At 42.2% G+C, this 22,433-nt stretch carries 18 protein-coding genes; 10 read left to right on the top strand and 8 right to left on the bottom strand.

Annotated features, from left to right (window positions below):
- Nucleotides 1-123: 123 nt before the first annotated feature.
- Nucleotides 124-1,386, bottom strand: a complete 1,263-nt coding sequence (locus H6G32_RS05140; RefSeq protein WP_190455736.1) for an ankyrin repeat domain-containing protein — start codon at nucleotides 1,384-1,386, stop codon at nucleotides 124-126.
- A 258-nt stretch (nucleotides 1,387-1,644) separates the two neighbouring features.
- Between H6G32_RS05140 and H6G32_RS05135 the strand changes: the two genes are divergently transcribed.
- Nucleotides 1,645-1,929 (top strand): WGxxGxxG family protein, encoded by a 285-nt coding sequence (locus H6G32_RS05135; protein WP_190455733.1) that lies wholly within the window; start codon nucleotides 1,645-1,647, stop codon nucleotides 1,927-1,929.
- A 352-nt stretch (nucleotides 1,930-2,281) separates the two neighbouring features.
- On the opposite strand, the gene H6G32_RS05130 is transcribed toward H6G32_RS05135, so the two are convergent.
- On the bottom strand, nucleotides 2,282-3,700 hold the full coding sequence (locus H6G32_RS05130) for an IctB family putative bicarbonate transporter (RefSeq protein ID WP_190455729.1): 1,419 nt from the start codon (nucleotides 3,698-3,700) through the stop codon (nucleotides 2,282-2,284).
- Nucleotides 3,701-3,775: 75 nt separating this feature from the next.
- Nucleotides 3,776-5,335, bottom strand: coding sequence for a GAF domain-containing sensor histidine kinase (locus H6G32_RS05125; protein WP_190455725.1), 1,560 nt, complete (start codon nucleotides 5,333-5,335; stop codon nucleotides 3,776-3,778).
- 758 nt (nucleotides 5,336-6,093) lie between these two features.
- On the opposite strand from H6G32_RS05125, the gene H6G32_RS05120 reads away from it, so the two are divergent.
- The gene (locus H6G32_RS05120) at nucleotides 6,094-7,257 is read left to right on the top strand and encodes a DegT/DnrJ/EryC1/StrS family aminotransferase (protein WP_190455723.1); all 1,164 of its coding nucleotides are present in this window, start codon (nucleotides 6,094-6,096) and stop codon (nucleotides 7,255-7,257) included.
- A gap of 48 nt (nucleotides 7,258-7,305) precedes the next feature.
- Nucleotides 7,306-8,199: a cyanoexosortase B gene (crtB, locus tag H6G32_RS05115; protein ID WP_190455720.1), complete on the top strand. Its 894-nt coding sequence runs from the start codon at nucleotides 7,306-7,308 to the stop codon at nucleotides 8,197-8,199.
- Between the two features lie 92 nt (nucleotides 8,200-8,291).
- Here crtB and H6G32_RS05110 read toward each other — a convergent pair whose 3' ends face one another.
- The gene (locus tag H6G32_RS05110; protein ID WP_190455716.1) at nucleotides 8,292-10,220 is read right to left on the bottom strand and encodes an alpha-amylase family glycosyl hydrolase; all 1,929 of its coding nucleotides are present in this window, start codon (nucleotides 10,218-10,220) and stop codon (nucleotides 8,292-8,294) included.
- Nucleotides 10,221-10,501: 281 nt separating this feature from the next.
- Between H6G32_RS05110 and H6G32_RS05105 the strand changes: the two genes are divergently transcribed.
- The 3 genes from H6G32_RS05105 to H6G32_RS05095 all read left to right on the top strand — a co-directional run bounded on the left by H6G32_RS05105 (nucleotide 10,502) and on the right by H6G32_RS05095 (nucleotide 15,088).
- Nucleotides 10,502-11,236, top strand: a complete 735-nt coding sequence (locus tag H6G32_RS05105; RefSeq protein WP_190455713.1) for a cyanoexosortase B system-associated protein — start codon at nucleotides 10,502-10,504, stop codon at nucleotides 11,234-11,236.
- A gap of 138 nt (nucleotides 11,237-11,374) precedes the next feature.
- The gene (locus tag H6G32_RS05100) at nucleotides 11,375-12,733 is read left to right on the top strand and encodes a polysaccharide biosynthesis/export family protein (protein ID WP_190455711.1); all 1,359 of its coding nucleotides are present in this window, start codon (nucleotides 11,375-11,377) and stop codon (nucleotides 12,731-12,733) included.
- Nucleotides 12,734-12,868: 135 nt separating this feature from the next.
- On the top strand, nucleotides 12,869-15,088 hold the full coding sequence (locus H6G32_RS05095; protein WP_190455708.1) for a GumC family protein: 2,220 nt from the start codon (nucleotides 12,869-12,871) through the stop codon (nucleotides 15,086-15,088).
- A 38-nt stretch (nucleotides 15,089-15,126) separates the two neighbouring features.
- On the opposite strand, the gene H6G32_RS05090 is transcribed toward H6G32_RS05095, so the two are convergent.
- Together H6G32_RS05090 and H6G32_RS05085 are read right to left on the bottom strand one after the other, a co-directional pair.
- The gene (locus H6G32_RS05090; RefSeq protein WP_190455706.1) at nucleotides 15,127-15,798 is read right to left on the bottom strand and encodes a rhomboid family intramembrane serine protease; all 672 of its coding nucleotides are present in this window, start codon (nucleotides 15,796-15,798) and stop codon (nucleotides 15,127-15,129) included.
- A gap of 194 nt (nucleotides 15,799-15,992) precedes the next feature.
- Entirely contained in the window at nucleotides 15,993-16,706 is a 714-nt protein-coding gene (locus H6G32_RS05085) for a rhomboid family intramembrane serine protease (protein WP_190455702.1), read from the bottom strand.
- A gap of 217 nt (nucleotides 16,707-16,923) precedes the next feature.
- Between H6G32_RS05085 and H6G32_RS05080 the strand changes: the two genes are divergently transcribed.
- The 4 genes from H6G32_RS05080 to H6G32_RS05065 all read left to right on the top strand — a co-directional run bounded on the left by H6G32_RS05080 (nucleotide 16,924) and on the right by H6G32_RS05065 (nucleotide 19,511).
- Nucleotides 16,924-17,661, top strand: coding sequence for a Uma2 family endonuclease (locus tag H6G32_RS05080; protein WP_190455699.1), 738 nt, complete (start codon nucleotides 16,924-16,926; stop codon nucleotides 17,659-17,661).
- Nucleotides 17,662-17,891: 230 nt separating this feature from the next.
- Complete coding sequence (locus H6G32_RS05075) at nucleotides 17,892-18,512, top strand: tetratricopeptide repeat protein (RefSeq protein ID WP_190455696.1); 621 nt, start codon at nucleotides 17,892-17,894, stop codon at nucleotides 18,510-18,512.
- A 29-nt stretch (nucleotides 18,513-18,541) separates the two neighbouring features.
- A complete protein-coding gene (locus H6G32_RS05070) occupies nucleotides 18,542-18,997 on the top strand; it encodes a hypothetical protein (RefSeq protein WP_190455693.1) in 456 nt (151 codons plus the stop codon).
- Between the two features lie 22 nt (nucleotides 18,998-19,019).
- The gene (locus H6G32_RS05065) at nucleotides 19,020-19,511 is read left to right on the top strand and encodes a hypothetical protein (RefSeq protein WP_190455689.1); all 492 of its coding nucleotides are present in this window, start codon (nucleotides 19,020-19,022) and stop codon (nucleotides 19,509-19,511) included.
- A gap of 43 nt (nucleotides 19,512-19,554) precedes the next feature.
- Here H6G32_RS05065 and H6G32_RS05060 read toward each other — a convergent pair whose 3' ends face one another.
- Together H6G32_RS05060 and uvrB are read right to left on the bottom strand one after the other, a co-directional pair.
- Nucleotides 19,555-20,115, bottom strand: coding sequence for a Uma2 family endonuclease (locus H6G32_RS05060; protein ID WP_190455686.1), 561 nt, complete (start codon nucleotides 20,113-20,115; stop codon nucleotides 19,555-19,557).
- Between the two features lie 4 nt (nucleotides 20,116-20,119).
- Nucleotides 20,120-22,117: an excinuclease ABC subunit UvrB gene (gene uvrB / locus H6G32_RS05055; RefSeq protein WP_190455683.1), complete on the bottom strand. Its 1,998-nt coding sequence runs from the start codon at nucleotides 22,115-22,117 to the stop codon at nucleotides 20,120-20,122.
- Between the last annotated feature and the right edge of the window lie 316 nt (nucleotides 22,118-22,433).

Raw genomic sequence — 22,433 nt, 5'->3', positions numbered from 1 at the left:
AGTGAGGGCTAAAGCCCTCACTACGAGCAAATTATTTTTCAACTTTTTGAGATAATGAAGATGGGGGTGAGGGGCATGAGGAATAGCCAAAAAAATTGGCAATAACCAATGCCCAATTTGCAACTATTCCTGTGTTCCAGCTTGCCGTAGACTCTGGGCTATATTCCTAAAGCCGTTAAATTCTGCAATCATTAAAGCAGTATAACCGCCTCTATTTTTCAAATTCACATCTGCCCCAGCTTGGAGTAATATCTGCACCGCTTTACTATAACCGCCTGAGACAGCCCACATTAAAGCCGTCGCCCCTGCTGAGTCTTGAAAGTTGACATCTGCCCCCTTGGCCAGCAGCAATCTGATCATTTCTGGGTGATTGCCTGCTGTTGCTTTCACCAAAGCAGTTTTACCATCATCGCCTAGAGTGTTAGCATGAGCACCGTAGTCTAACAACACCTTGACCGTCTGGGTGTGTCCTTGGGCTACCGCCATTGTTAAAGGAACGTCACCGAGGTTTTGTCGATGAATATCTCCAACAGAATGCAGTAGTGCCTCGACAATTTCGCTGTACCCCTGGAACGCTGCCACAAGCAATGGTGTATCACCCAGATGGTTTTTAATTTGCACATCTGCGCCCCGCTGAAGTAATATTTGTACTACATCCAGGTGGCCTTCGACTACAGCAAGATGGAGACCAGTTTCACCATCTTGGTCTTGGAGATTAATCTTAGCGCCTGCATCTAGTAAAGCAGTGACGATCGCACTGTGTCCAGATGCTGCTGCTGCCAACAAGGCAGTGCCCACATCAGCCCCAGCCGCCAGCAATACTTGCACCATGTCCAGGTATCCCAAGTCTACCGCTATCATTAAGGGCGTTTCATCCTCTTCATCTGGGATATTGACATCAACACCATGTTGGAGGATTTCTTGGACAACAGCTGTGTATCCGTGCTTAATTGCCAGTTTCAAGGCTGTATCATCATCTTTATCTGTGATTTCCACCTTGGCACCAGCAGCCAATAAGACTCGCACCACATCAAGATGACCTTTGAGTGCTGCTGCCATTAAAGCTGTGCTGCCATCTTCGTTAATGGCATTTACATCTGCGCCTCTAGATATTAAAAGCTGCACAATGTCAAGTTGATTGGCACTAGCTGCCAACATTAAAGCCGTCAAACCATAGATTTTTCTAGGTAAGTTGATATTGGCCCCAGCGGACAGTAGCGATCGCACAATTTCGGTATAGCCTAAATTCGCAGCAAACATTAATGCTGTGGTGCCATGGCGATCGCACAGATCCACCTTAGTCCCAGCGGCCAGTAGCACACACAGCCGCTTGATATCACCACTTTTAGCAGCATTCAGCAGCAAAGTATCATTGTTTTCAGTCATGGGTGAGATTCCGCACAGGCGGGTTTTATTCGTCTAGACTTAAAATTCAGTCTGAGATTGTTTATCCACTTTGGCAAGTAGTTGAGGAAAAATTCATGAAAATTTCCCACAGCTAAAGTTCCTATCGTTGAGAAATGGCATTGTATGTCTTTAGCGTGAGTTGAGAAAAACCCTAGTTTATAGCTACAGATTGATTTTGTTAGTTTTGGAACCCGATAGAGTGGTGAGTAGCTTTGGAAGAGATGAGGCACTTTGACTATGAAGCGTAATGTCACCAAAACTCTTGGCGCTGGCTTTCTCACTTTGAGTATGGCGAGTATGGCAATTTTGCCTTTAACTCTATCGGCACAAGCCCAGGTTACTCAGCCTAGAACCGACACCGCACCAAGAACGGCCGTTGACGATCGCAATGATTTTGATTGGGGTTGGTTGGGATTAATTGGTCTATTAGGTCTAGCTGGGTTAGCAGGTAGAAAGCGTGATGATGAACCTACCCGTTATCGTGACCCCAATACTCCTGGTGCCACTAGCTACAGGGAGTGAGGTAGTCCTACAGTGATTGCAAAGGTTCTAATACCGGAGGCTCTATGAGGGAATTTTGTATCCCTGGCGGGAGCCGTAGGTTCTATGAGAAAATTTTGAATCCCTTACGGGAGCCTACGGGAGCCTCCGGCTCCATTTTGAATTTTGAATTTTGAATTTTGAATTTTGAATTTTGAATTTTGAATTTTGAATTTTGAATTTTGAATTTTGAATTTTGAATTTTGAATTTTGAATTGTTTAAGACGTAGTCCTACACTGTTTGCCAACAATACAGTGTAGGCTACGAGGGCGACTCCTGCTATGGCAAAGGTTCTAATACCGGAGGCTCTATCTATTTTGAATTTTCAATTCTTTAAGATGTTGGTTCTGGTGAATTTATTTCTGGTGTTTGGTGATTAGGGACAGGTTTCCAGTAGCTGGCAATTAAAGCCACCATTAGCCACCACAGGGTATTAACTTCAGGACGAAACCAGATAGTATCTACAGTACCGTGAGCCAGCATCCCCAACAAAGTAGCGATCGCCCCAATTAACCAAAAACCCTCTACATTTCTAGATTGGCGCAGTCGTTGTACTTGTAAAACTGCGGCATTAAACGTCACAATTACTAACCAGAGAAAACAAGCTAAACCGACAAAGCCAGTTTCTACAGCCACCTCTAGCAAAATCGAATAAGCACTCAAAGCAGTATAACGAGGGCGTTGGTAGAGGGGATAAACTTTATTAAAAGAATTGTGACCAGGGCCAATACCCAAAATCGGGCGATCGCGAATCATCTCAAAAACAGCATCCCAGACATTGCGGCGAAAATTATTACTGCTATCTTTGCGATCAGCAAAAATGCTTAAAACCCGGATATTCACAGGCTCAACAAATATCACCGCCAGCACCAATACTCCAATCAAACCCCCCATAATAATTGGCAATGACCAAGTCCGCCAAAACGGGGGCATGGACAGACTCCACCAATAAATTATCAACGCCATCGCCGTCACAACTGCCACCACTAAACCAATCCAGCCGCCACGACTAAAAGTCAGAATCAGGCAGGCACTATTGACAATAAACATTGTTGTTGCGAGAGCTTTTCTCATCCAGGTTTGCCAGGCAAAAATCGCCACAAAGCTAAAAACTACCGCTGGTACCAAGTACCCCGCCAACAAGTTGGGATTGCCCAAATAACTGTAAACTCTCGTAGTCTTAGACAGCGGAGATTCGGGATCAACCCAAGTTGCTAGTGCTGTAGCTCCAAAAAACCATTGCCGCAACCCATATATACTAACAATTAATGATATGTGTAAGTAAAGGGCGATCATCCAAGACCGCAGCCGAGGCGACCTTAGCACCCTAGCACAAAGGGCAAACAGCAGCAAATAGAGCGTCAACGTTCCCAAATCTGTCAACGCCGCCTTTTTCACTGGTGATAATGCGGTGGCGACTGCGGCAATTCCCCAATAAAGTAATACCAGTAGATGAATGGGACTAACTGATGAGGCATTAGCTAGGGTTGTATCATCGGATAAAGTTAACAGCAGCCAAAATGCCACACAAGCTACCAGCAATAACCCCACCAATGCGCTGGAAACAAAAGGTGCAAGAGCATACACCAAGCTGAGTAAAGCAGCCGCTATTGCATCTCCCCACTGCATCAAGACACTAGTTTGCCGCCAAGAACGCAAAAGCCCAACCAAAGAACGACGCAGATAACTGGTAGCCAGATATTCTTTTAGCGGTAAAGTCGATAAAGTAAATTGTTGCCAGACTAAGTTCATAAAAAACGCTGTGACCAATAAGCGCGTGAGCGCATAGCTTGGACTTGATCTTAATCTGGGTTGCTGTAAAAAGGTTCAGACATCGCTAATTGCTTGTGAGGGGGTTGCCAGTTGCAGGGGCAAAGAAAGCACATAGCGGTATCCTGACTCTAGTGAACCTTGAATTGAGATTTGTCCGCCGTGCAATTCTGCCAGCTGACAGCTAAGTAACAGACCCAAGCTTTCGCGAGACAGACTATCAGATGGCTTGACTAAATCTGTCCCTAAACTGCCAGCAGAGACACTTAAGTGATTCTTAATCAAGTATTGCGACTTATCTACCCCTATTGGTAAAGTCTCTGCCTGCTCTTGATTTTCTGTATGTATATTGTACGTTGCTGCCTCATCTGCCAGTTCAAACAGCGGCGAGGGATTGAGGTGAAAGTAAGGATCAACCTCAGTGATACCATCTCCCAGCCAAGGATGGGAAACCCACACAGTAATATTGATCGTATCTTCTTTGTAAGAAACATGAATCCGAACAACGCTACTTGTCGGAGAAAGTTGAATTACACTGAAAACCAAGTGATACAGAATTTGCCGCACCTTGTCCTTATCTAAAGGACAAATGCGACTGCGTCCTGGTTCTATAGACAGGCGAATATCTTGCTCTCGGCGGTTAGCTACTTCTTCTAAGGTATTGATAGCTTGTTGACATAGCATTTCAATATCTACAGGAACTACATTCAGTAAATTTGGGCTTTCATCCATTGCTCCCAGTTCAGTAATTTCATTAACCAAAGAAAGTAAATACCGCCCACTGTGTTGGATAATCTCCAGATATTCTCTCTGCTTAGTCGTCAAAGGCCCATAAATCTCACGTCCTAGGACACTAGCCATACCAAGTACAGATGTTAAAGGCGTACGTAGTTCTTGAGTTAGCTGCCCCAAAAGTTCCAATTTTACTTGCTTGGTAGAAATAAAACCTTTTTCTAAAATGGGTGGAGTGATTTTGTGATCATTGACACGCTCTTCTTTGATTAACAAACTAGGTGCATTTTTGGGAATACTTTTTTCTTTTTCTAGTTTTCCTTGCAGTAATTGGTTACGCTCAAATTCACTCATACTCCAACGAGCAATGATTTGTAAAAACTCAATGTCTCTAGGTGTAAAATTGCGTGGCACCAAATCCATTACCGCCAGAGCACCTAAACAATTTCCCGCAGCATCAATCAGTGGCGCACCTAAGTAAGCGCGGATGCCGTAATTCTGCACCAACTTGCTGGTGGCTATTACTGAATCTGTGATGTCTGCCGTATCGTTAATCACGACTACTTGAAAGCTCTCCACCACTTGAGTACAAAATGACTCCTGGCGTGACAGCTGACGGCTTTGGACTAGATCATTCATGAGTCCTAATGTTGATAAGCCAAAGGCTGATTTGAACCAGTGGCGTTCTTGATCGATAAATCCCAAAATGGAAATTGGTACTTCCAAAAAGCGAGCAGATCTTTCAGTGGCTTCTACAAAAACTGGAACTATCTCTGGATGCCGCAAACCTAATTCTGACAATGCTTTGAGGCGCTGTTGTTCTTTGGTCTCCCGACCTGCCCAACCATCCTTGAGGGCAGATAATTTATTTTTAGGCTCTACCATTGCCGCTGCTACCTTGATAATTGCTCGATCTCGATACTGTAATTTATATAACCGCTGTTATTGGGTTACTATTTACTATTTTTAAGCATTCCCCGATTTCACCTCTGATAAACAAGTTTGGAACAAAATCTTTTTAGTCCCTTCCAATAGCCGGCGATAAAGTCTCTAAATTTTTCTAAATACTGAGATTAAAAGTTGTATTTTCTACTGATCTCTCCGTATTGTTTATTGTTGCTGAACAATGTTAGTTCTGGATTTGGCCTGGGCAACATAATGCTAAGAGGTTGTTTGGAAAGCGATAAAATTTACTGAAAAACCTGCCTCCTTTCTCCAACCAACTAAATTGAGTGGTGAAATACGATTGTTTTGTCTATTATGATTGGGATGATTTAAGTCATTAATGTTGGATTAAATATTCACAATCTAGAGAGTCTACCGATAATTAATATTTTTTGTTTCATACCATTTCTCTATCAATTTGCACATTACGCTCCTCAGATGGCGTCCCTAGTCCAGGTGGGTAAATCTGATTTATGGCAAGATCACACAGAATTGATATCAGAATATTTTTTATCTACAAATTTTCAAAAATTAGCGTAGTCATCCTCACAGGAGATAAATACAAATATCATTAAAAGTTCACCAAGATTTCATAATATTAATCAGAACAGAGACTACTCTAAAGTTTAAAATATATTAGTTTAGTCAAAGTAGTATTTTTGATAGTTAATTTTTGAGAATGCTTGGTAATGAACAAAATGACTATTAGAGTTCCTTTTGTAGATCTTAAACTACAACACCAGCCGATACAAGCGCAACTTCAACAGGCAATCCAATTGGTATTGGAACAGGGAGATTTTATTTTAGGGGAAGCACTGTCAGGTTTTGAGGCAGCATTTGCGGCAGCGTCTGGTGCAGAATATGGTATTGGGGTGGCATCAGGAACTGATGCGATCGCACTGGGACTTCAAGCTTGTCATATCGGTGCTGGTGATGAGGTGATTTTACCAGTAAATACTTTTGTAGCCACCTTAATTGGTGTACTCCATGCAGGGGCAAAACCGATTTTCGTAGATTGCGATCCGCAAACAGCTTTAATTGACTTAGAGGCGGCAGCAAAGGCAATTACGCCCCAAACCAAAGCGATTATCCCTGTGCATCTCTATGGACAGATGGTATCGCCACGGGATCTGTTAGATTTTGCCGATACCTACAAACTGCTAATTTTTGAAGATGCAGCCCAGGCACACCTAGCCGAAAGAGATGGATATCGCGCAGGTTCAGTGGGGATAGCAGCAGCGTTTAGTTTCTATCCCAGTAAGAACTTAGGAGCCTTTGGCGATGGGGGAATGTTAGTCACAGGAGATCCAGATGTAGCACAGAAAATGCTACGCTTGCGGAATTACGGAGCTTCGCAAAAGTATGTGCATATTGAATCGGGGACTAATAGCCGCTTAGATACCTTGCAAGCAGCGGTGTTACACCAAAAACTACCATATTTGCCACAGTGGAATAGCGATCGCCTAAGAATTGCCCAGCAGTATGATATTGAACTAGCAACCTTAAGGTCTGCTGGTATTATACCTATGGAAAACCAAAGCGGCACAGGACATGTTTATCATCTTTATGTCATCAAAGTGGATGATTCCTGCCTCCGAGAACGCCAGCAAATTCAAGAACAACTGACAGCAGCAGGCATTCAAACTGGCATCCACTACCCAATTCCCTGCCATCTACAGCCAGCATTCACCAACTTAGGCTATCAACAAGGAGACTTTCCCCAAGCAGAGAAGCTGGCAAAGCAAATATTATCCTTACCCATGTACCCCGGTTTGAGTAATAGCCAAATTCAAGAAGTTGTGGTGGCAATCAACAAAAGCTGTTGTGCATTTAATTTGCTGCCTAGAGAGGTAGTCCAGTAATTATCTATTTTTTCACTGCTAACTGATAATTTTTAATTGCTTAAAATCATGGCGATTTCACAACAAGTTAACAAAACAAACCCGGCGCAATGGTTAATTATAGCTATTTTCGGGGTTCTATTGCTGCTTTATGCCCCTATATTGCAACACTGGTTCCATGGTTGGCTGTATAAAAGTATTAGTACAGAACATGAATATTTCAGCCACGGGATTATTGGCCTACCATTTGCCGCTTATTTGGGCTGGATGAACCGGAAAAAGTGGCAACGTTTGCCAAATATTACCCACCCTTTAGGCGCTCCATTATTATTAATAGGGGCAGCATTTTATTTGAGTGGTGTCACACAATGGGTTAACCTTTCCTTGCCCACTATATTGGCAGGACTATGTTTGTGGCTCAAGGGAATACCCGGTTTTCGACTGCAAGGTTTCCCCTTATTGCTAGTATTTCTGGCAACACCAACGGCATTACCCTACGTCATCACTCCCTATACCTTTCCCCTGCAAAGTTTTATCGCTAGTACGGCAGGCTTCATCCTGAATCAGTTTGGCATGGAAGTAATTGTTGATGAAATAAATCTATATGTCGGCGGGAAAATTGTAGAAGTTGCCCCCTATTGTGCAGGGTTAAAAATGTTGTTTACCACTTTTTACGTCAGTTTGATGATACTTTATTGGACAGACTCTTTCTCTTCTCGCCGCATAACTACTTGGTTTTTATCGACTGCTTTAGTAATTAGTATTACTGCCAATATAATTCGCAACACATTACTTACATACTTTCACGGTTCAAATCAAGAAGCAGCTTTCCAATGGCTCCATGATGGTTGGGGTGGTGATCTCTATTCTGCTTGTATGCTGTTTTTATTAGTGCCTCTGCTGAATTGGATGAATAACAATTTCTCTGTAGATCCAGAAAATCAGCCAGTAGAGGAGAGCTAGCAGCGAACACCAAAACAACCCCAGAATATTTTATGAGCGTACAAAATTGCCAAAAAATCAAGTGTGAAGGATGGAAATTTTAGTCCACATTTCTAAGATTCCCTGCCCACAGCCCAAGTATCTCGCCATTTAACAGTACCTTCTTTGGCGATTACCCAACGGCGATTTACCAGATTTTCCCGCAGAGGCGATTGCCCTTCTCGCCACATGGCATATTTATAACTGATCAAGTTACCAGTACTCTCATCAAAGGGAATCTCTGCAAACCAGGTATTGGCATTGATATACTCTAGAGGATATGCCTTAGTAATATCCCAGTTACCCAACTCTGGACAGTCCCCAGTCACCACAATGGTTTCCCCAGGTTGAGTATTCACGCCATTGAGTTGCACTCGCACAAGGGTTTGTCCTTTGATGCGTTCTCCAACATGGCTAAAAATAATCACTCCCCGTTCTTCCAGTTGCAGGTGATAAATCTTGCCATCTTTGACTTCATACTTATTGCGAGTTACTGCACAGGTATGTTCACCGTCGGGTAGTTCGGTTTCAACTTCTGGTAGAGTCACTTCTCCCCCCCGGTTGAGTGCGACAAAACACAGGGAGTCACGATAGCGACGCACATAGCAATAAATGTCAGGTGTCAGGTATTTTGGCCATTGGCTACCCATTGCTACAGCGGGATTAAGTCGCCGCAACCCCGACAACAGTCTGATATTACGATAAATCTCTGTATCGTTATCCCATTTTTCCATCATTGGGCGATTGTAGGGGTCATTACCGCCCTCGGTATCATCGTGCAAATACTGTTCTGTGCCGTAATAGATGCAGGGTATGCCGCGACAAGTCATAATTAGAGCGATCGCTACTTTCAACATCGCTGGATCGGGGTTCAGCGATTGGAAGCGGCACATATCATGGTTATCAATAAAGGTGACTAACTCAGTGGCCCCGTTGTAGCAATGATCTTGATCAAAAATATATTGAATTGTCTGGAATCCGTTTTCTGAACCTTGTCCCAGTGCAGCCCGAATCGCCATACACAGTCCAAAGTCCAAAATAGTCATGCCTGAGTGGTTGGCAAATTCCATTGAGAGATCGTCACCAGGATGGCTATAAATCCATTCCCCAAAAATAAATATATCTGGCTTGTGAATCATCATATCGCCGGTAAATTCTTGCCAAAACCAGATCGGCATATGCTTGACAGTATCTACCCGCAGTGCATCCACACCCCGGTCTAGCCATTGTTTAATCGCTGACTTGATGTACTGACGATATTCACTATTGTTTTCATTGAATGTAGCTAGACCGGCTAGTTCACAGTTTTTCACTTGCCATTCGTCTTCCCAGTTTTGCACTTCCCCATAGTGGTGATACCAGTTATTGACATCGTTGTTGAAGTCAGCTATTTTGACTCCATCATCATACAATTCACCCTTACTGCCGTTAGTATCAGGGCTGCTATGGTTGCAGACAATATCCAGCACCAACTTCATTTTCCGCTGGTGCAGTTCGGCAACTAGGCGGTCAAATGTCGTATTTTTGGCTTCTTGGGTATTGTTTAATGAAGGATCTTCTCCTTGAGCAATGTATCGAGGATTGATCCGCTTAAAGTCTTTTGTCCAATAGCCATGCATCGCTGCATTGCTAATAAACAAATCTTCCACCTGCTCAAACAAGGGAGTCAACCAAAGGGTCGTTACTCCCATTTTTTGCAAATAGTCCAATTTATCGATCACCCCTTGCAAGTCCCCACCCCAATACTTACCCCAATCTTGTCTAGTGCGATCGTACAGTTCTGAGTTAGCACCTTCACTATTATCTGGATCACCATCATAAAAGCGATCAACCACGAGAAAGTAAATCGTTTCCTGCCGAAATTCAATATCTCTGGTATAAAGAAACTCTAGATCAATCTCAGTATCCGAGGTCGATGTTTGTATAATAGATTCTACTGTTGTCTTTTGCGAATCAACTTTGTATTGATCTGGTGAAAACTGGGACGGAGGGTTTTGTATCATATAAAAATTTAAGCTCGCCGAAAATTCAAGTTTGCAGAGTATGAGTTCAGTAATTGTCAGTAACGTTTGTAACTCTAAACAACAGCGTTAAGCAATCCTCCCTAGGATATAACCATACTCATACCCTATTTTCAAGATAGGTCTATTTTCTGCCAGAAAACTTCAGCAGAAAGGGGATTCAGGGTTGTCTGAAAAAAATTGGCAGTAAAATGTGGATATTACGGAATGTATAGTGTTATTTTATCAAGTAAAATATTTTATAAGTGTTGGAAATATCACTAATGATTTCCTTAGCTAAATTTCTCAAGCAACAGCAATTGACTCAGGTAGCAGCGCTTTTGTTATTGTTGCTACTATTGGCCATAGGAGGGGTTCCCGGATACCTAACAGGAAAATGGCAATGGAAGCAGCCACCCCCTGTCACTAGCCTCAAGGAATTGAAACAGATCCGCCATCAGGGATTAAGCCTGCCTGGTTGGCAAACTATTGAACAAACAGAACAACAGATGGGCGAGGGCAAATGGTCTTGGCAGTTAATCAAGAAAGAAGACTCGCCAATCCAAGCTATGCTGCTTTTGCAAGCACAAAACGGCCCCACAGATCAACCAGAGGTAGAATGGACAGAGATTAACGGCTGGGGGAAGTCATATTGGGGAAAGTGGGATATAGCTCAATATCGCTCTGCTGAGTTTACTGTTAAACAGCCAGCCAATTTAGGCTCAAAAAACGAAGCTAAGGTAGAAGCTAGGTTCTTTCGCGCTTCTACAAAACAGGATACCTTCGCTGTGTTGCAATGGTACGCCATGCCAAACGGTGGCAATCCATCACCTTTACACTGGTTTTGGGCAGATCAACTGGCACAGTTGAAGAAGAAGCGTACTCCTTGGGTGGGTGTGAGTATTCTGATGGTGATGGAGCCTTTGGGGCAAGTGGAAAAATCTTGGTCTTTAGTCCAGTCTCTTGGTGAAACAGTGCAAGCTGCGTTGATGGCAGGGCCGTTGTCAAATAGTACATAGGCGTGTGGGTGCAGAGATGGGTTTGGCTTCTGCTTGCTCCCCTCACCGAGTGCAAATCGAACATAACTCCTCAAGGCTAGTAGTCAGTTAGAATACCGTTTTGGTGCAACCAATTTTGATTGAAGCTTTCTGGCACCGATGTTTATATTTCCCAGTTCTCCTATGCGTGCATTCACCGCCCTGTGTTTTGTCAGTCTTCAGGTAGGTGTTTTTTTAACAACATCTGTCCCACCTGTTGCGGCTCAAGCATCACCATCTCCAGGACAATCAATAGAGCCACCCCCCTCACCTCCCTCAAGTGCTGATGTTTTAACTCCGGGTGAAATTGACGAAATTTCTCCCCAACTCAGCCGCTACTTGTTAGGACCAGGAGATGTAATTAGTGTTACGGTTCAGCGCCCTCCTGGTGTATACCGCTTAGGAATTGGAGATGCGATTAGTGTTGCGGTTCAGCGCTTTCCAGATTTGAGCTTTCAATCTCAAATTAATCCAGAAGGTAATATTGTCGTACCCCTACTGGGAACTTTGTCCTTACAAAATTTAACTTTGCCCGAAGCCCAAGAAAAAATTCGCGCTAGTTTAAATCGTTATGTAATTAATCCCATCATAGTTTTATCACTGTCAGCGCAGCGACCAGACTTAACTTTTCAAGCTGCAATTAGTCCAGAAGGTAATATTGTCGTACCGCAAGTGGGAACCTTATCTTTACAAGGCTTGAGCTTGGAAGAAGCCCAAGAAAAAATTCGTTTGGCTTTAAGTCGGACAATGATCAATCCGATTGTGGTGATATCACTGGCAGGAACGCGACCAGTTCAAGTTACCATTACTGGGGAAGTATCACGTCCAGGAATTTATGCTGTTACTTCGGCAATACCCAGGGTTGCTGATACTTTAACCTTAGCTGGTGGTTCAACTTTGACAGCAGATCTGCGGCAAGTGCAAGTACGCCGGAAGTTGATTGATGGTTCTATAGCTTCACAAAATATTGACTTATATGCCATTTTGCAAAATGGCGGTTCATTGCCTAATCTGCGTCTGCAAGATGGGGATGCCATAATTGTGCCGCGTCGTGAAGTCGGGACTGATGAAGGTTACGATCGCAAGTTGGTAGCCCGTTCAACTTTGGCCGTACCACAGATTAAAGTCCGGATTTTAAACTACGCTGCGGCAGGAATTTCCACGCAATTACTGGCTAATGGTAGTACGTTTATAGATGCCTTGGGAGGAATCAATCTCGACACTGCTAACTTGCAGGATATTACTTTGGTGCGCTTCGATCCTGAACGAGGTAAAGCTGTTACCCAAAGACTTAATGCTAAAAAGGCCTTTGCTGGTGATGCGACTCAAAACGTGGCACTTCAAGATAATGATGTCATTGTTGTTGGTCGAAACCTCGTAGGTAGAATTACTAATTTATTGAATACGATTACTCAACCTTTCTTCAATGTTCAGTCCTTTCTCCAGTTTTTTGAAAATTTCGGTGGCGGCTCAAACTAAAAAGACAACAGGCAAAAAATAATTTTTGACCAATAAGTTGCATACAGTCAGCAGCCAACGAACTTGCTAATACTGGTTTTTAAATTTTCAATTCTGTTAGCGTTGCTCCTCTGAAAGAGGCATTTTGAATTTCTTATGACCCCACCAATTGTTAAGCGCTACCTTATTGCTTTTGAGAAGTACAAGTGGATTGGATTAGCCAGCTTTGGTTTAGTTGTAGCGGGGTCAACGGTGGTGGCTATCCAACCAGAACCACCTCCTAACTACATAGCAAGCGCAGCACTTTCCTATATTCGCCCACCAGTTTCTTTTTCTGCAACTGGTACTGCAATCCAGCAGCAAGGGCAGGATCTGAACGATCAAGTTTTGCTATCAAACGAAGTGATTAAACGGGTGGTAGAAAAATTTAACGTTAAACCAGAAAAGATTGTCGCCAGTGTGGCTCTGACTATGCCAAAAAGGGATAAAGCTGGGGAATTAGAAACAACAATCATTGGTCTGAAATATCAAGATAGTGACCCTAAGCGAGCCACGGAGATATTGCAGGAACTGATGGAAGCGATGAAGAAGTTAAGTGGTGATATTAATACTGAGCGATTAAGAGCAATTATTGAAAAAATTGACGAGCGTTTACCCAAGGCTAAAGAGGAGTTGCAAGCGGCTGAGAAGAAATTAGAACAGTACGATCGCATAGAGCGAACTGCAATATTGGCATCAGAGAATGGCAGTTTGCTAACTGGGATTACTACCAGCCAAAATTTACAACGACAAATTCAATCGACTATTTCGGGGATTGATGCCCAAATTCGCAGTTTAGAAAATAAGTTGGGGTTAACAGTTGGACAGGCTTATGTGTCTTCGGCTTTGAGTGCCGATCCGATTATTGCCAACTTGCGATCGCAAATTTATCAAGCTGAATCACAAATCGCTGTTCTCAGAAAAGATTTGCGCCCCGAACACCCGACAATGATTCAGTTGCAGCGTCAGAAAGAAGCTGCTGAGGAATTGCTGCAACAACGTGCCGCTGAGGTTTTAGGTGGTGGCGGTACGGCGGCTCCTATTCGGGGTAATGTTAAAGGTATTCGCACCCAAAGCAGTCTTGATCCCACAAGGCAGGGACTAGCAAACCAGATGGTCACCTTGCAAACCCAACGGGAGACACTGCAACAACAGCTAGCCCAGGAAATCAAACAAGCGGCGGAATTAAAAAAAGAGTATTCCCTGATACCCAATAAACAATTAGAGCGATCGCGTTTAGAACAGGTAGTTGGACTCAAAAAAGCCGTATATGACCAAATGCAGGCCAAGCTAACTGATGCTAAAACCGCTGAGGCAGAAACTGTACCAAGTCTCAGCATTGCCAGACCACCAACAGTATCCGGCAATATTGTCAAACAAACGAGCATGGTTGTGACCTTGGGTGTAGGTAGCTTCCTGGCTGCTGTGGTTGGTGCTGGAGTTGTATTTTTGTTGGGTTCCCTAGAAGGAACTTTTAAAACCAAGGAAGATATCCGCGACAGCCTCAAACAACGGGAAGTAGCACTACTGGGAGAATTGCCTTTAATGCCAATTGATGATTTGGATGCAGAAGCGATACCGATGGTAGTTTCCCCAGATTCTCCCTATTTACAGTTTTATGAGAAATTTCGCAGTAATTTGCGGCGAATAGGTGGTAAAAAACTCAAGGTGCTGTTGATTACTAGCGTCAGTAGTCAAGAGGGCAAGACCGCGAGTGTTTATAATTTGGGCATAGCTTCTGCCCGTGCTGGCAAAAGAACCTTGATTATCGAAACAGATTTGCGATCGCCTTCTCGTGCATCATCTCTGAAGGTTACTGCCGATCCTGATGCCACTATTGAACCCCTGCGCTATTATGGCAGCTTGAGCGAATGTATCCGCTTGGTTCCTGACATAGAAAATTTATACATTGTGCCCAGCCCTGGGCCTGTGCGCCAATCTGCTGCTATTCTAGAATCCAGCGAAATGCGACGGCTCATAGAAGATGCTCGTGAACGTTATGATTTCGTCATCTTGGATACTAGCCCCCTCAGCTATTCCAATGACCCTTTGTTAATCCAACCTTACAGCGATGGCATAGTATTGGTGGCGCGACCAAACTATACAGAAGAAAATATGCTAGGTGAAGCTATTGATCAATTAGTGGAATCTGAATTAGGGCTATTAGGCGCTATTATTAACGGTGCTGATATCATCGTTTCTCTACCGGAACCAGTAGAACCACCACCTGCCTCTCCCAGGGAAATAGAACTGGAAATAATCCCCCCTTCACCAGAAGCAAAACCGGAAATTATCGAAAAACCAGAAGAAGTTTCAGTAGGTGCCAGCAAAAAATAAGGAAGTATGCGGTTCAATTTTAGATTTTAGCCTTTCCCCTAATCGCGGCTAAACCACCTAAACAAGGGCGCAAAAATAATCCCAAAAACAAAGCCCCCGATATGCGCCCAGTAAGCAACTCCACCTGATTCCACACTCATGTTAGCAGCGGCTTGTAGACTGGCAAAACCGGATATGAGATTCTGGATAAAGAAAAGCCCGATGATTATCCATGCCGAAACCCTGATTGTAGTGATGAAAAATCCTAAGAAAACCAAAGTCATCACACTAGCTTGAGGGAACCAGACAATGTACGCACCCAAAACCCCAGCAATTGCACCACTTGCCCCCAAAGAAGGAATAGTAGAACTCATCCCAATAAACCACTGGCACAAGGCAGCAGAAGCACCGCATAGCAAATAAAAAATCAGATATTTGAAATGACCTAAGCGGTCTTCAATATTGTTGCCAAAAACCCAGAGATACACCATATTCGATATCAGATGCCACCAACCGCCATGTAAAAATTGCGATGTAATTAAAGTTGTCCACTCAAGAGCAAAGTTAGTGCTTAACTCTTGAGGTATTACCGCATACATCTGGAAAAACTGCTCTAATTGTTCATTTGGTAACCTCACTTCGTGAAGAAAAACTAAAATATTCATCCCAATCAAACCGTAAGTAAAATACGGTGTTGTTCGCGTCGGATTTTCGTCGTAAAGGGGAAACACAGGTGTTTTTCCTAATTAGCATTAATTGTAATATAATACAAATTTGAAAAAAAGAATGTGACAGATACAAGCCAAAAAACTTATCAAATCAAGCTTTCTTAATTTTAAATTTTGAATTTTGAGTTGTATGCAAAGTCTCTACTTTCCCACCTATGGTTCATTTACCTGAAAATATCTGTCAATTGGAATGATCTTTACAAAGATTCTTCCTGAGATTTATCGCTAAACAAACCCAAAAGCGGCGCAAGAATCGCCCCAAATATGAAACCCCCTGCATGGGCCCAGTAGGCAATACCGCCGCTTTCCATACCAATATTGGTACGTGTTTCTAGACTAGCGACTCCATAAAAAGCTTGCTGAACAAACCACAATCCGATAAAGAAATATGCGGGAACGACAAAAGTAGGGAAGAAAATACCCAAAGGAACTACACCGAGAACTTCCGCTTGGGGAAAACGGAGAATATATGCACCCATCACACCTGCGATCGCACCACTCGCACCCAAAGAAGGAATATTAGAACCTTGGGCAAAATACCATTGGGTTAATGATGCCAAAACACCGCAAGAAAGATAAAAAAGCAAATATTTAAAATGTCCTAACTTATCCTCAACATTATTACCAAAAATCCAGAGAAACAACATATTCCCACCTAAATGCAATAAACCACCATGCAGAAATTGGGAAGTAATTAAAGTTGCCCATTCTGGAACTGGTTGATTTACCGAAATACCAGCAAAACTTAAGGTGAGTTCTCGCGGAACTACAGCCGCAAGGTGTAGAAACCCGTTTAATGCTTGGGGGGGAAGACTAGCTTCATAAAGAAAAACAAGGACATTGGCTGCAATCAGCCCCAAGGTAACATAAGGCGTAGTTTCTGTAGGATTATTATCTCTAATAGGAACCACTGGTTTTTTTCCTGATTTTGGAGAACTTAGCCTCAAAATACTGGATTTTGTCAGTAATTTCTTCTACCTAGTGGATAGATTAGGATGATATGGGTGTGACTAAGCGATTATGTTTTTGACCAAAACTTATGCAAATTCAACTCAAACCCTATTTTTTTACTTTACCGCCTCTAAACTAAGAATATAAGCGCAACTCCCCAAACTTGGAGGCATAGCTATGGTACAGCAACTCACACCAGAAACCGCCTCAGATATCATCTACCCTGACAGCGACGGACAACCAATGGCAGATAATACAAAACAATTTCGCTGGATTGTCAAAATTAAAGAAAACTTAGAAGTCCTATTTGCATCACGAAATGATGTCTTTGTCGGGGGTAATCTTTTATGGTATCCCGTTGAGGGAAGTGTCAAAACTCGCCAAGCACCTGATGTGATGGTTGTCTTTGGTAGACCAAAGGGCGATAGAGGTTCTTATAAACAATGGGAAGAAAATAATATTCCCCCCCAGGTGGTTTTTGAAATTTTATCCCCTGGAAACCGAACTCAAGAGATGATTAATAAATCACTTTTTTATCAACGTCATGGAGTGGAAGAATATTACATTTATGACCCAGATACATTAGAATTATCCGGTTTTTTGCGTTCTCAAGATTCTTTTGCAGCAATTGAGGAAATTAATGGTTGGGTAAGTCCACGCTTGGGTATAAGTTTTCAACTCACTCCTGATACTTTAGAAATTTATTATCCTGATAGACGGAAGTTTCTCACATCTGTGGAGCTTGAAAAACGTGCTGAACAGGAATATCAGCGTGCTGAACAGGAATATCAACGTGCTGAACAAGAATATCAACGTGCTGAACAAGAACGTCAGGACAAAGAAGCCGCACTTCAGCAGTATCAAGAATTATTAGCTAAATTGCAAGCCAAAGGAGTTGATATAGACAATTTATAAATACTTTATCTGATATTTTGCACCAGTTGCCGCAAGCCGTGAACTAAAGTTCCGGCTGAAAGCACAAACCAGTTAAAACTGGTTAAAAGTAGAGGCGCATCTGCGTTCAATAAGTGTCTCCAAAGGAGAATTGATCAAGAAAATCTATGAAAATATGGGGGGAGGGGATTGACGTATTCTCCCCAAAGCTGAAATTATGCAATTAAATACATATTCAGCTAAACCAAATCATGTTTTTTACGAATTCCCTAGAAAATCAACTCCAGCGCTGGAACGATACCATCCGCAATCAACCAGAAAATCCTCATGCTTACATTCGTCGGGGGATGGTTAATTTTCAACTTGCCAAAATTGAAGAATCGATTGAAGATTTTGACACAGCAGAAAAACTAGATGCTAAACTTAAACCCTACCTTTGGCAACGTGGGCTATCTTATTATTATGCAGAAAAATTTGCCGAAGGCGCTCAACAATTTGAGATAGATTTAATAGTAAATGCTCAAGATGTAGAAGAAACCGTCTGGCGATATCTTTGCATAGCTCGCTCTGAGGGTGTGCTAGAGGCGCGTAATTCCCTATTAACTGTTAAAAATGACCCCCGGCGAATTATGCGGTCTGTATATGATTTCTATGCAGGTAATTGCACAACTGATGATGTTTTAAATATTGGTAAATTAGAAGGGTTAAAAGGTAAGTTTTATAGTCATCTTTACTTAGGATTATATTACGAAGTCGAGAATAATCTTGATTTGGCTCAGGAATATATAGTTAAAGCTGCTGATAATTACAAAATTGATGATTATATGTGGTATTTAGCGCAGGTTCATAAAAAGGTGAGAGAATGGTCTTGATTGGCTGAATAGTAAGGGAATCAAGGGTTTTGGAGCAAAATGAAGCAGCTTCTCAAGAAAATTCCCCACTTGTTGAAGTTGTGCAACAGAAAATAAAAGATCCTAATATAAAAGTAGGAAGTGGGTGTGAGTGGATAGGAAAGGGAGCAGAACCTCAATGGGACAAACCTAGATCAACCAAAGCCTATGATCATATTGAGCGTCATCATGGCCCCAAATTGAACCCAGCACAATTAATGGGAAGAATAGCCAGTAGTACTAGCAATTACCAAGGACAGTGGTTAAATGCTAAAGACTGGGTAAAGGCAGAGCAGTCAACACCTAAGCATCCAGGTAGATACATTATAGATTTTAAACGTCCTATTGGTAGAGTTTATTACCATGATGGGACTATAACTGAAAATGTAACTCGTGCATTTGTTGAAAGAAACAATGATGGAACGCTCAACTCTTCATATCCTGTTCTAGATAGCTTTACACTGTAAAAATCATCAAGGAGAAGTACAAGTGATCTTTTCTCTTCAATTTGCAGAACCTTGTCAGAAAGACTGGTTTCTTCCTCCTGAAGATCCATTAGGAGAACTTTCTCATTTAGAAATGGGACTAAGACGCTTTTGTTTTGAAAACAACTGTAAAGTTTTACTAAAAATTGGCTACAAAGATGAAAAGTTATTTTTAGATCCGGATATTGCACTGATTTTGGATGAACTACCAGAAAAAATCTCTCAACTTTTGAAAGATAAAAAAATTGAGTTAAGCTTTCCTGAAAGTTGCATGATTATCTATTTTGAGCCTGTAAATAGACAAATCAATTGTATTTGGAAAAAATATGGACAGTCATCTCAAAAAAATAACTTTAAATTGGAAAAGAATGAGGTCTTAAAAGTCTTAGAAGATTTTGTCTGCAAAATTGGAAGTAAAGCTGTCGATGGAGGTTATATTACAGATAAAGAAAAAAATGAATTCCTGAAACCAATTATTAAGCAGTCGAAGCACTAACGTCTCAGCATTTTATCTCTGAGTTACTGAATACAATAACCTCCTAAACCTTTCGCAATAACTCCCGAATCAATATAGTACAATCGGGGAAGGCTAAAGGGGAAATTGTCACATCTTCTGCGAGGATGGTTTCACTGTGATAGCCGTCTGGACTGGGGAGACGGTACATATATAATTTGCGGTTATTGATATCCAAAATCCAGTAATCAATAATACCTGATTGAGCGTAGGCTAAAGTTTTCACTTCCCGATCATACTTAAGACTGGAATCAGCTATTTCAATAACTAAGAATACTTCGGAAGCATCAGGATGATGATCATCATAATCTAAGGGATTAGGCTTCACTACTGAAATATCCGGTTCTGGTTCCGAATAATCATCAAGTTGTATTGGTGCTTGAATTCTTAATAAAACTTTGTCACCCAAGCGCTGACGTAATAATCTTTCTGTGCGGGTAATTGCTGATTCGTGAGCAGTTCCTTTGGGTGACATTTTGATGATTTGTCCCGCAATTAATTCTAAGCGTTCTTCTGGGTGAAAAATTCCCGTTTCCGCCATGCGGTGATATTCTTGAGTGCTAATTAGGCGAATATTTGCCAGCATAACGTTAACGTCCTAACATTTTATCTCGCAGATGCTTGATGCGATCGCGCAATTTTGCCGCTTCTTCAAATTCTAACTTCTTCGCCGCCTCTTTCATCTGCGCTTCTAATTGCGAAACCAAGGCCGGAATCTGTTCTAACGGTAATTCATCTATATGTTCATCAACAATTTTCAAATCAGTTGCGCTCAACCGCCGAGATACATCTAAAAAAGACAAAATCGCATTACTCGATTTTTTGATAATCGGTTGCGGTGTAATTCCGTGCATCCGGTTGTGCGCCATTTGAATTCCCCGCCGTCTGTCAGTTTCATCAATAGCTTTAATCATGCTACCTGTTAAATTGTCAGCATACATGATTGCTTTTCCTCGGATATGACGCGCCGCACGTCCAATAGTTTGAATTAAAGAACGTTCTGCACGCAAGAAACCTTCTTTATCTGCATCCATAATTGCCACAAGGGAAACTTCCGGTAAATCCAAACCTTCCCGCAGCAAATTCACCCCAACCAACACATCAAAAGTGCCTTCGCGCAAATTCTGTAAAATCTCAATGCGCTCAATAGAATTAATTTCTGAATGCAAATATCTTACCCGAATTCCCTTATCTTGGAGATATGCGGTCAAATCTTCCGCCATCCGCTTGGTTAATGTGGTAATCAGCGTCCGTTCATGGAGGTCAACTCTATCTTTAATTTCTCCTAACAAATCATCAATTTGTCCTTCTGTCGGCCGGACATTAATTTCTGGATCAATTACTCCAGTTGGTCGAATCACTTGCTCAACAATATGACCTTCAGAAATTTCTAATTCCCAATTCCCTGGGGTAGCAGAAACAAAAATACACTGGTTGGCTTTTTGCCAAAATTCCTCTGCTTTTAAAGGACGGTTATCAGCGGCGCTGGGAAGGCGAAAACCATGATCTATTAAAACTTTTTTCCTGGCTTGGTCACCGTTATACATACCACGAATTTGCGGGACGGTAACGTGAGATTCATCAATTACTAACAGCCAATCTTTAGGAAAATAATCAATTAAACATTCTGGCGATTCTCCAGCTTGCCTTCCTGCTAAGTGACGAGAATAGTTTTCTACGCCGTTGCAATAACCGACTTCGCGCAACATTTCCAAATCGTAGCGTGTCCGCTGATCTATGCGTTGCGCTTCTAATAATTTGCCATCTGCTTCTAATGCTAATTTTTGCTGTTTTAATTCGGCGGCGATGTCCTGACAAGCGACTTCTAACCGTTCTTCTGGGGTGACAAAGTGACGTGCAGGGTAGATATTCACTGCTTCCAAACTTTTGAGAATTTCACCTGTCACCGGGTCAATATAACGAATTGCGTCGATTTCATCGCCAAAAAACTCAACGCGAATAATTCGGTCTTCATAAGCCGGGCCAATTTCTAAGACATCACCCCGGACGCGAAACTTTCCCCGTCCCATTTCTATATCGTTGCGGCTATACTGCACTGATGCCAAATCCCGCAAAATTTGACGTTGATTAACTTCCATGCCTATTTGCAGGGGAATGGCTGCTTTCAGGTATTCGGCGGGCATTCCCAAACCGTAAATGCAGCTAATGGAAGCTACGACAATGACATCACGGCGTTCAAATAGCGATCGCGTCGCTGAGTGCCGCAACATATCTATTTCATCATTAATCGCCGCCGTTTTTTCAATATACGTGTCGGTGACTGGAATATACGCTTCTGGCTGATAGTAATCGTAGTAACTGACAAAATACTCAACGGCGTTTTTGGGGAAGAACTCCCGCAACTCATTACAAAGCTGTGCCGCCAAGGTTTTGTTATGGGCCAGCACCAAGGTAGGTTTCCCCACTTTCTCAATTACTGCTGCTACTGAAAATGTCTTACCAGTTCCCGTAGCTCCCAGTAAAGTTTGGTAACGATTACCTGCTTCGATGCTAGTAACGAGTTGTGCGATCGCTTGTGGTTGATCGCCAGTCGGAGCAAAGGGAGCTTGAAGACCAAAATCTGCCATTACAGTTATGCGGAAATACCCTATCCCATACTAACGATACCAACAGGCAACCGTTACACCAGCCTGGACAAACTCATAAATAGTAATAATTTTTTACAAAAAGATTTAATTCTACTTATATGTCAGTATTGAGAATACTTATAGGTACAGGTAGTTTTTTAAGGTTAAACTCTTAGTATTATAGGAAAAAAGTTTATCTTTACTTAATTATTGTAAAATTCAGTTAACAAGCCAGAGGTGTTGAGTTATGAGTATTAGCAGCACTGGCAAAACAATTTAGTTTTCGGCAAAAACTTGCCAATTCCAAGGGAGAAAC

Origin of the sequence: Cylindrospermum sp. FACHB-282 (assembly GCF_014697195.1) — a bacterium.
GTDB lineage: Bacteria > Cyanobacteriota > Cyanobacteriia > Cyanobacteriales > Nostocaceae > Cylindrospermum.
Note: the sequence above shows the minus strand (reverse complement) of the source record. Positions and strands in the feature narration are given on the sequence as shown.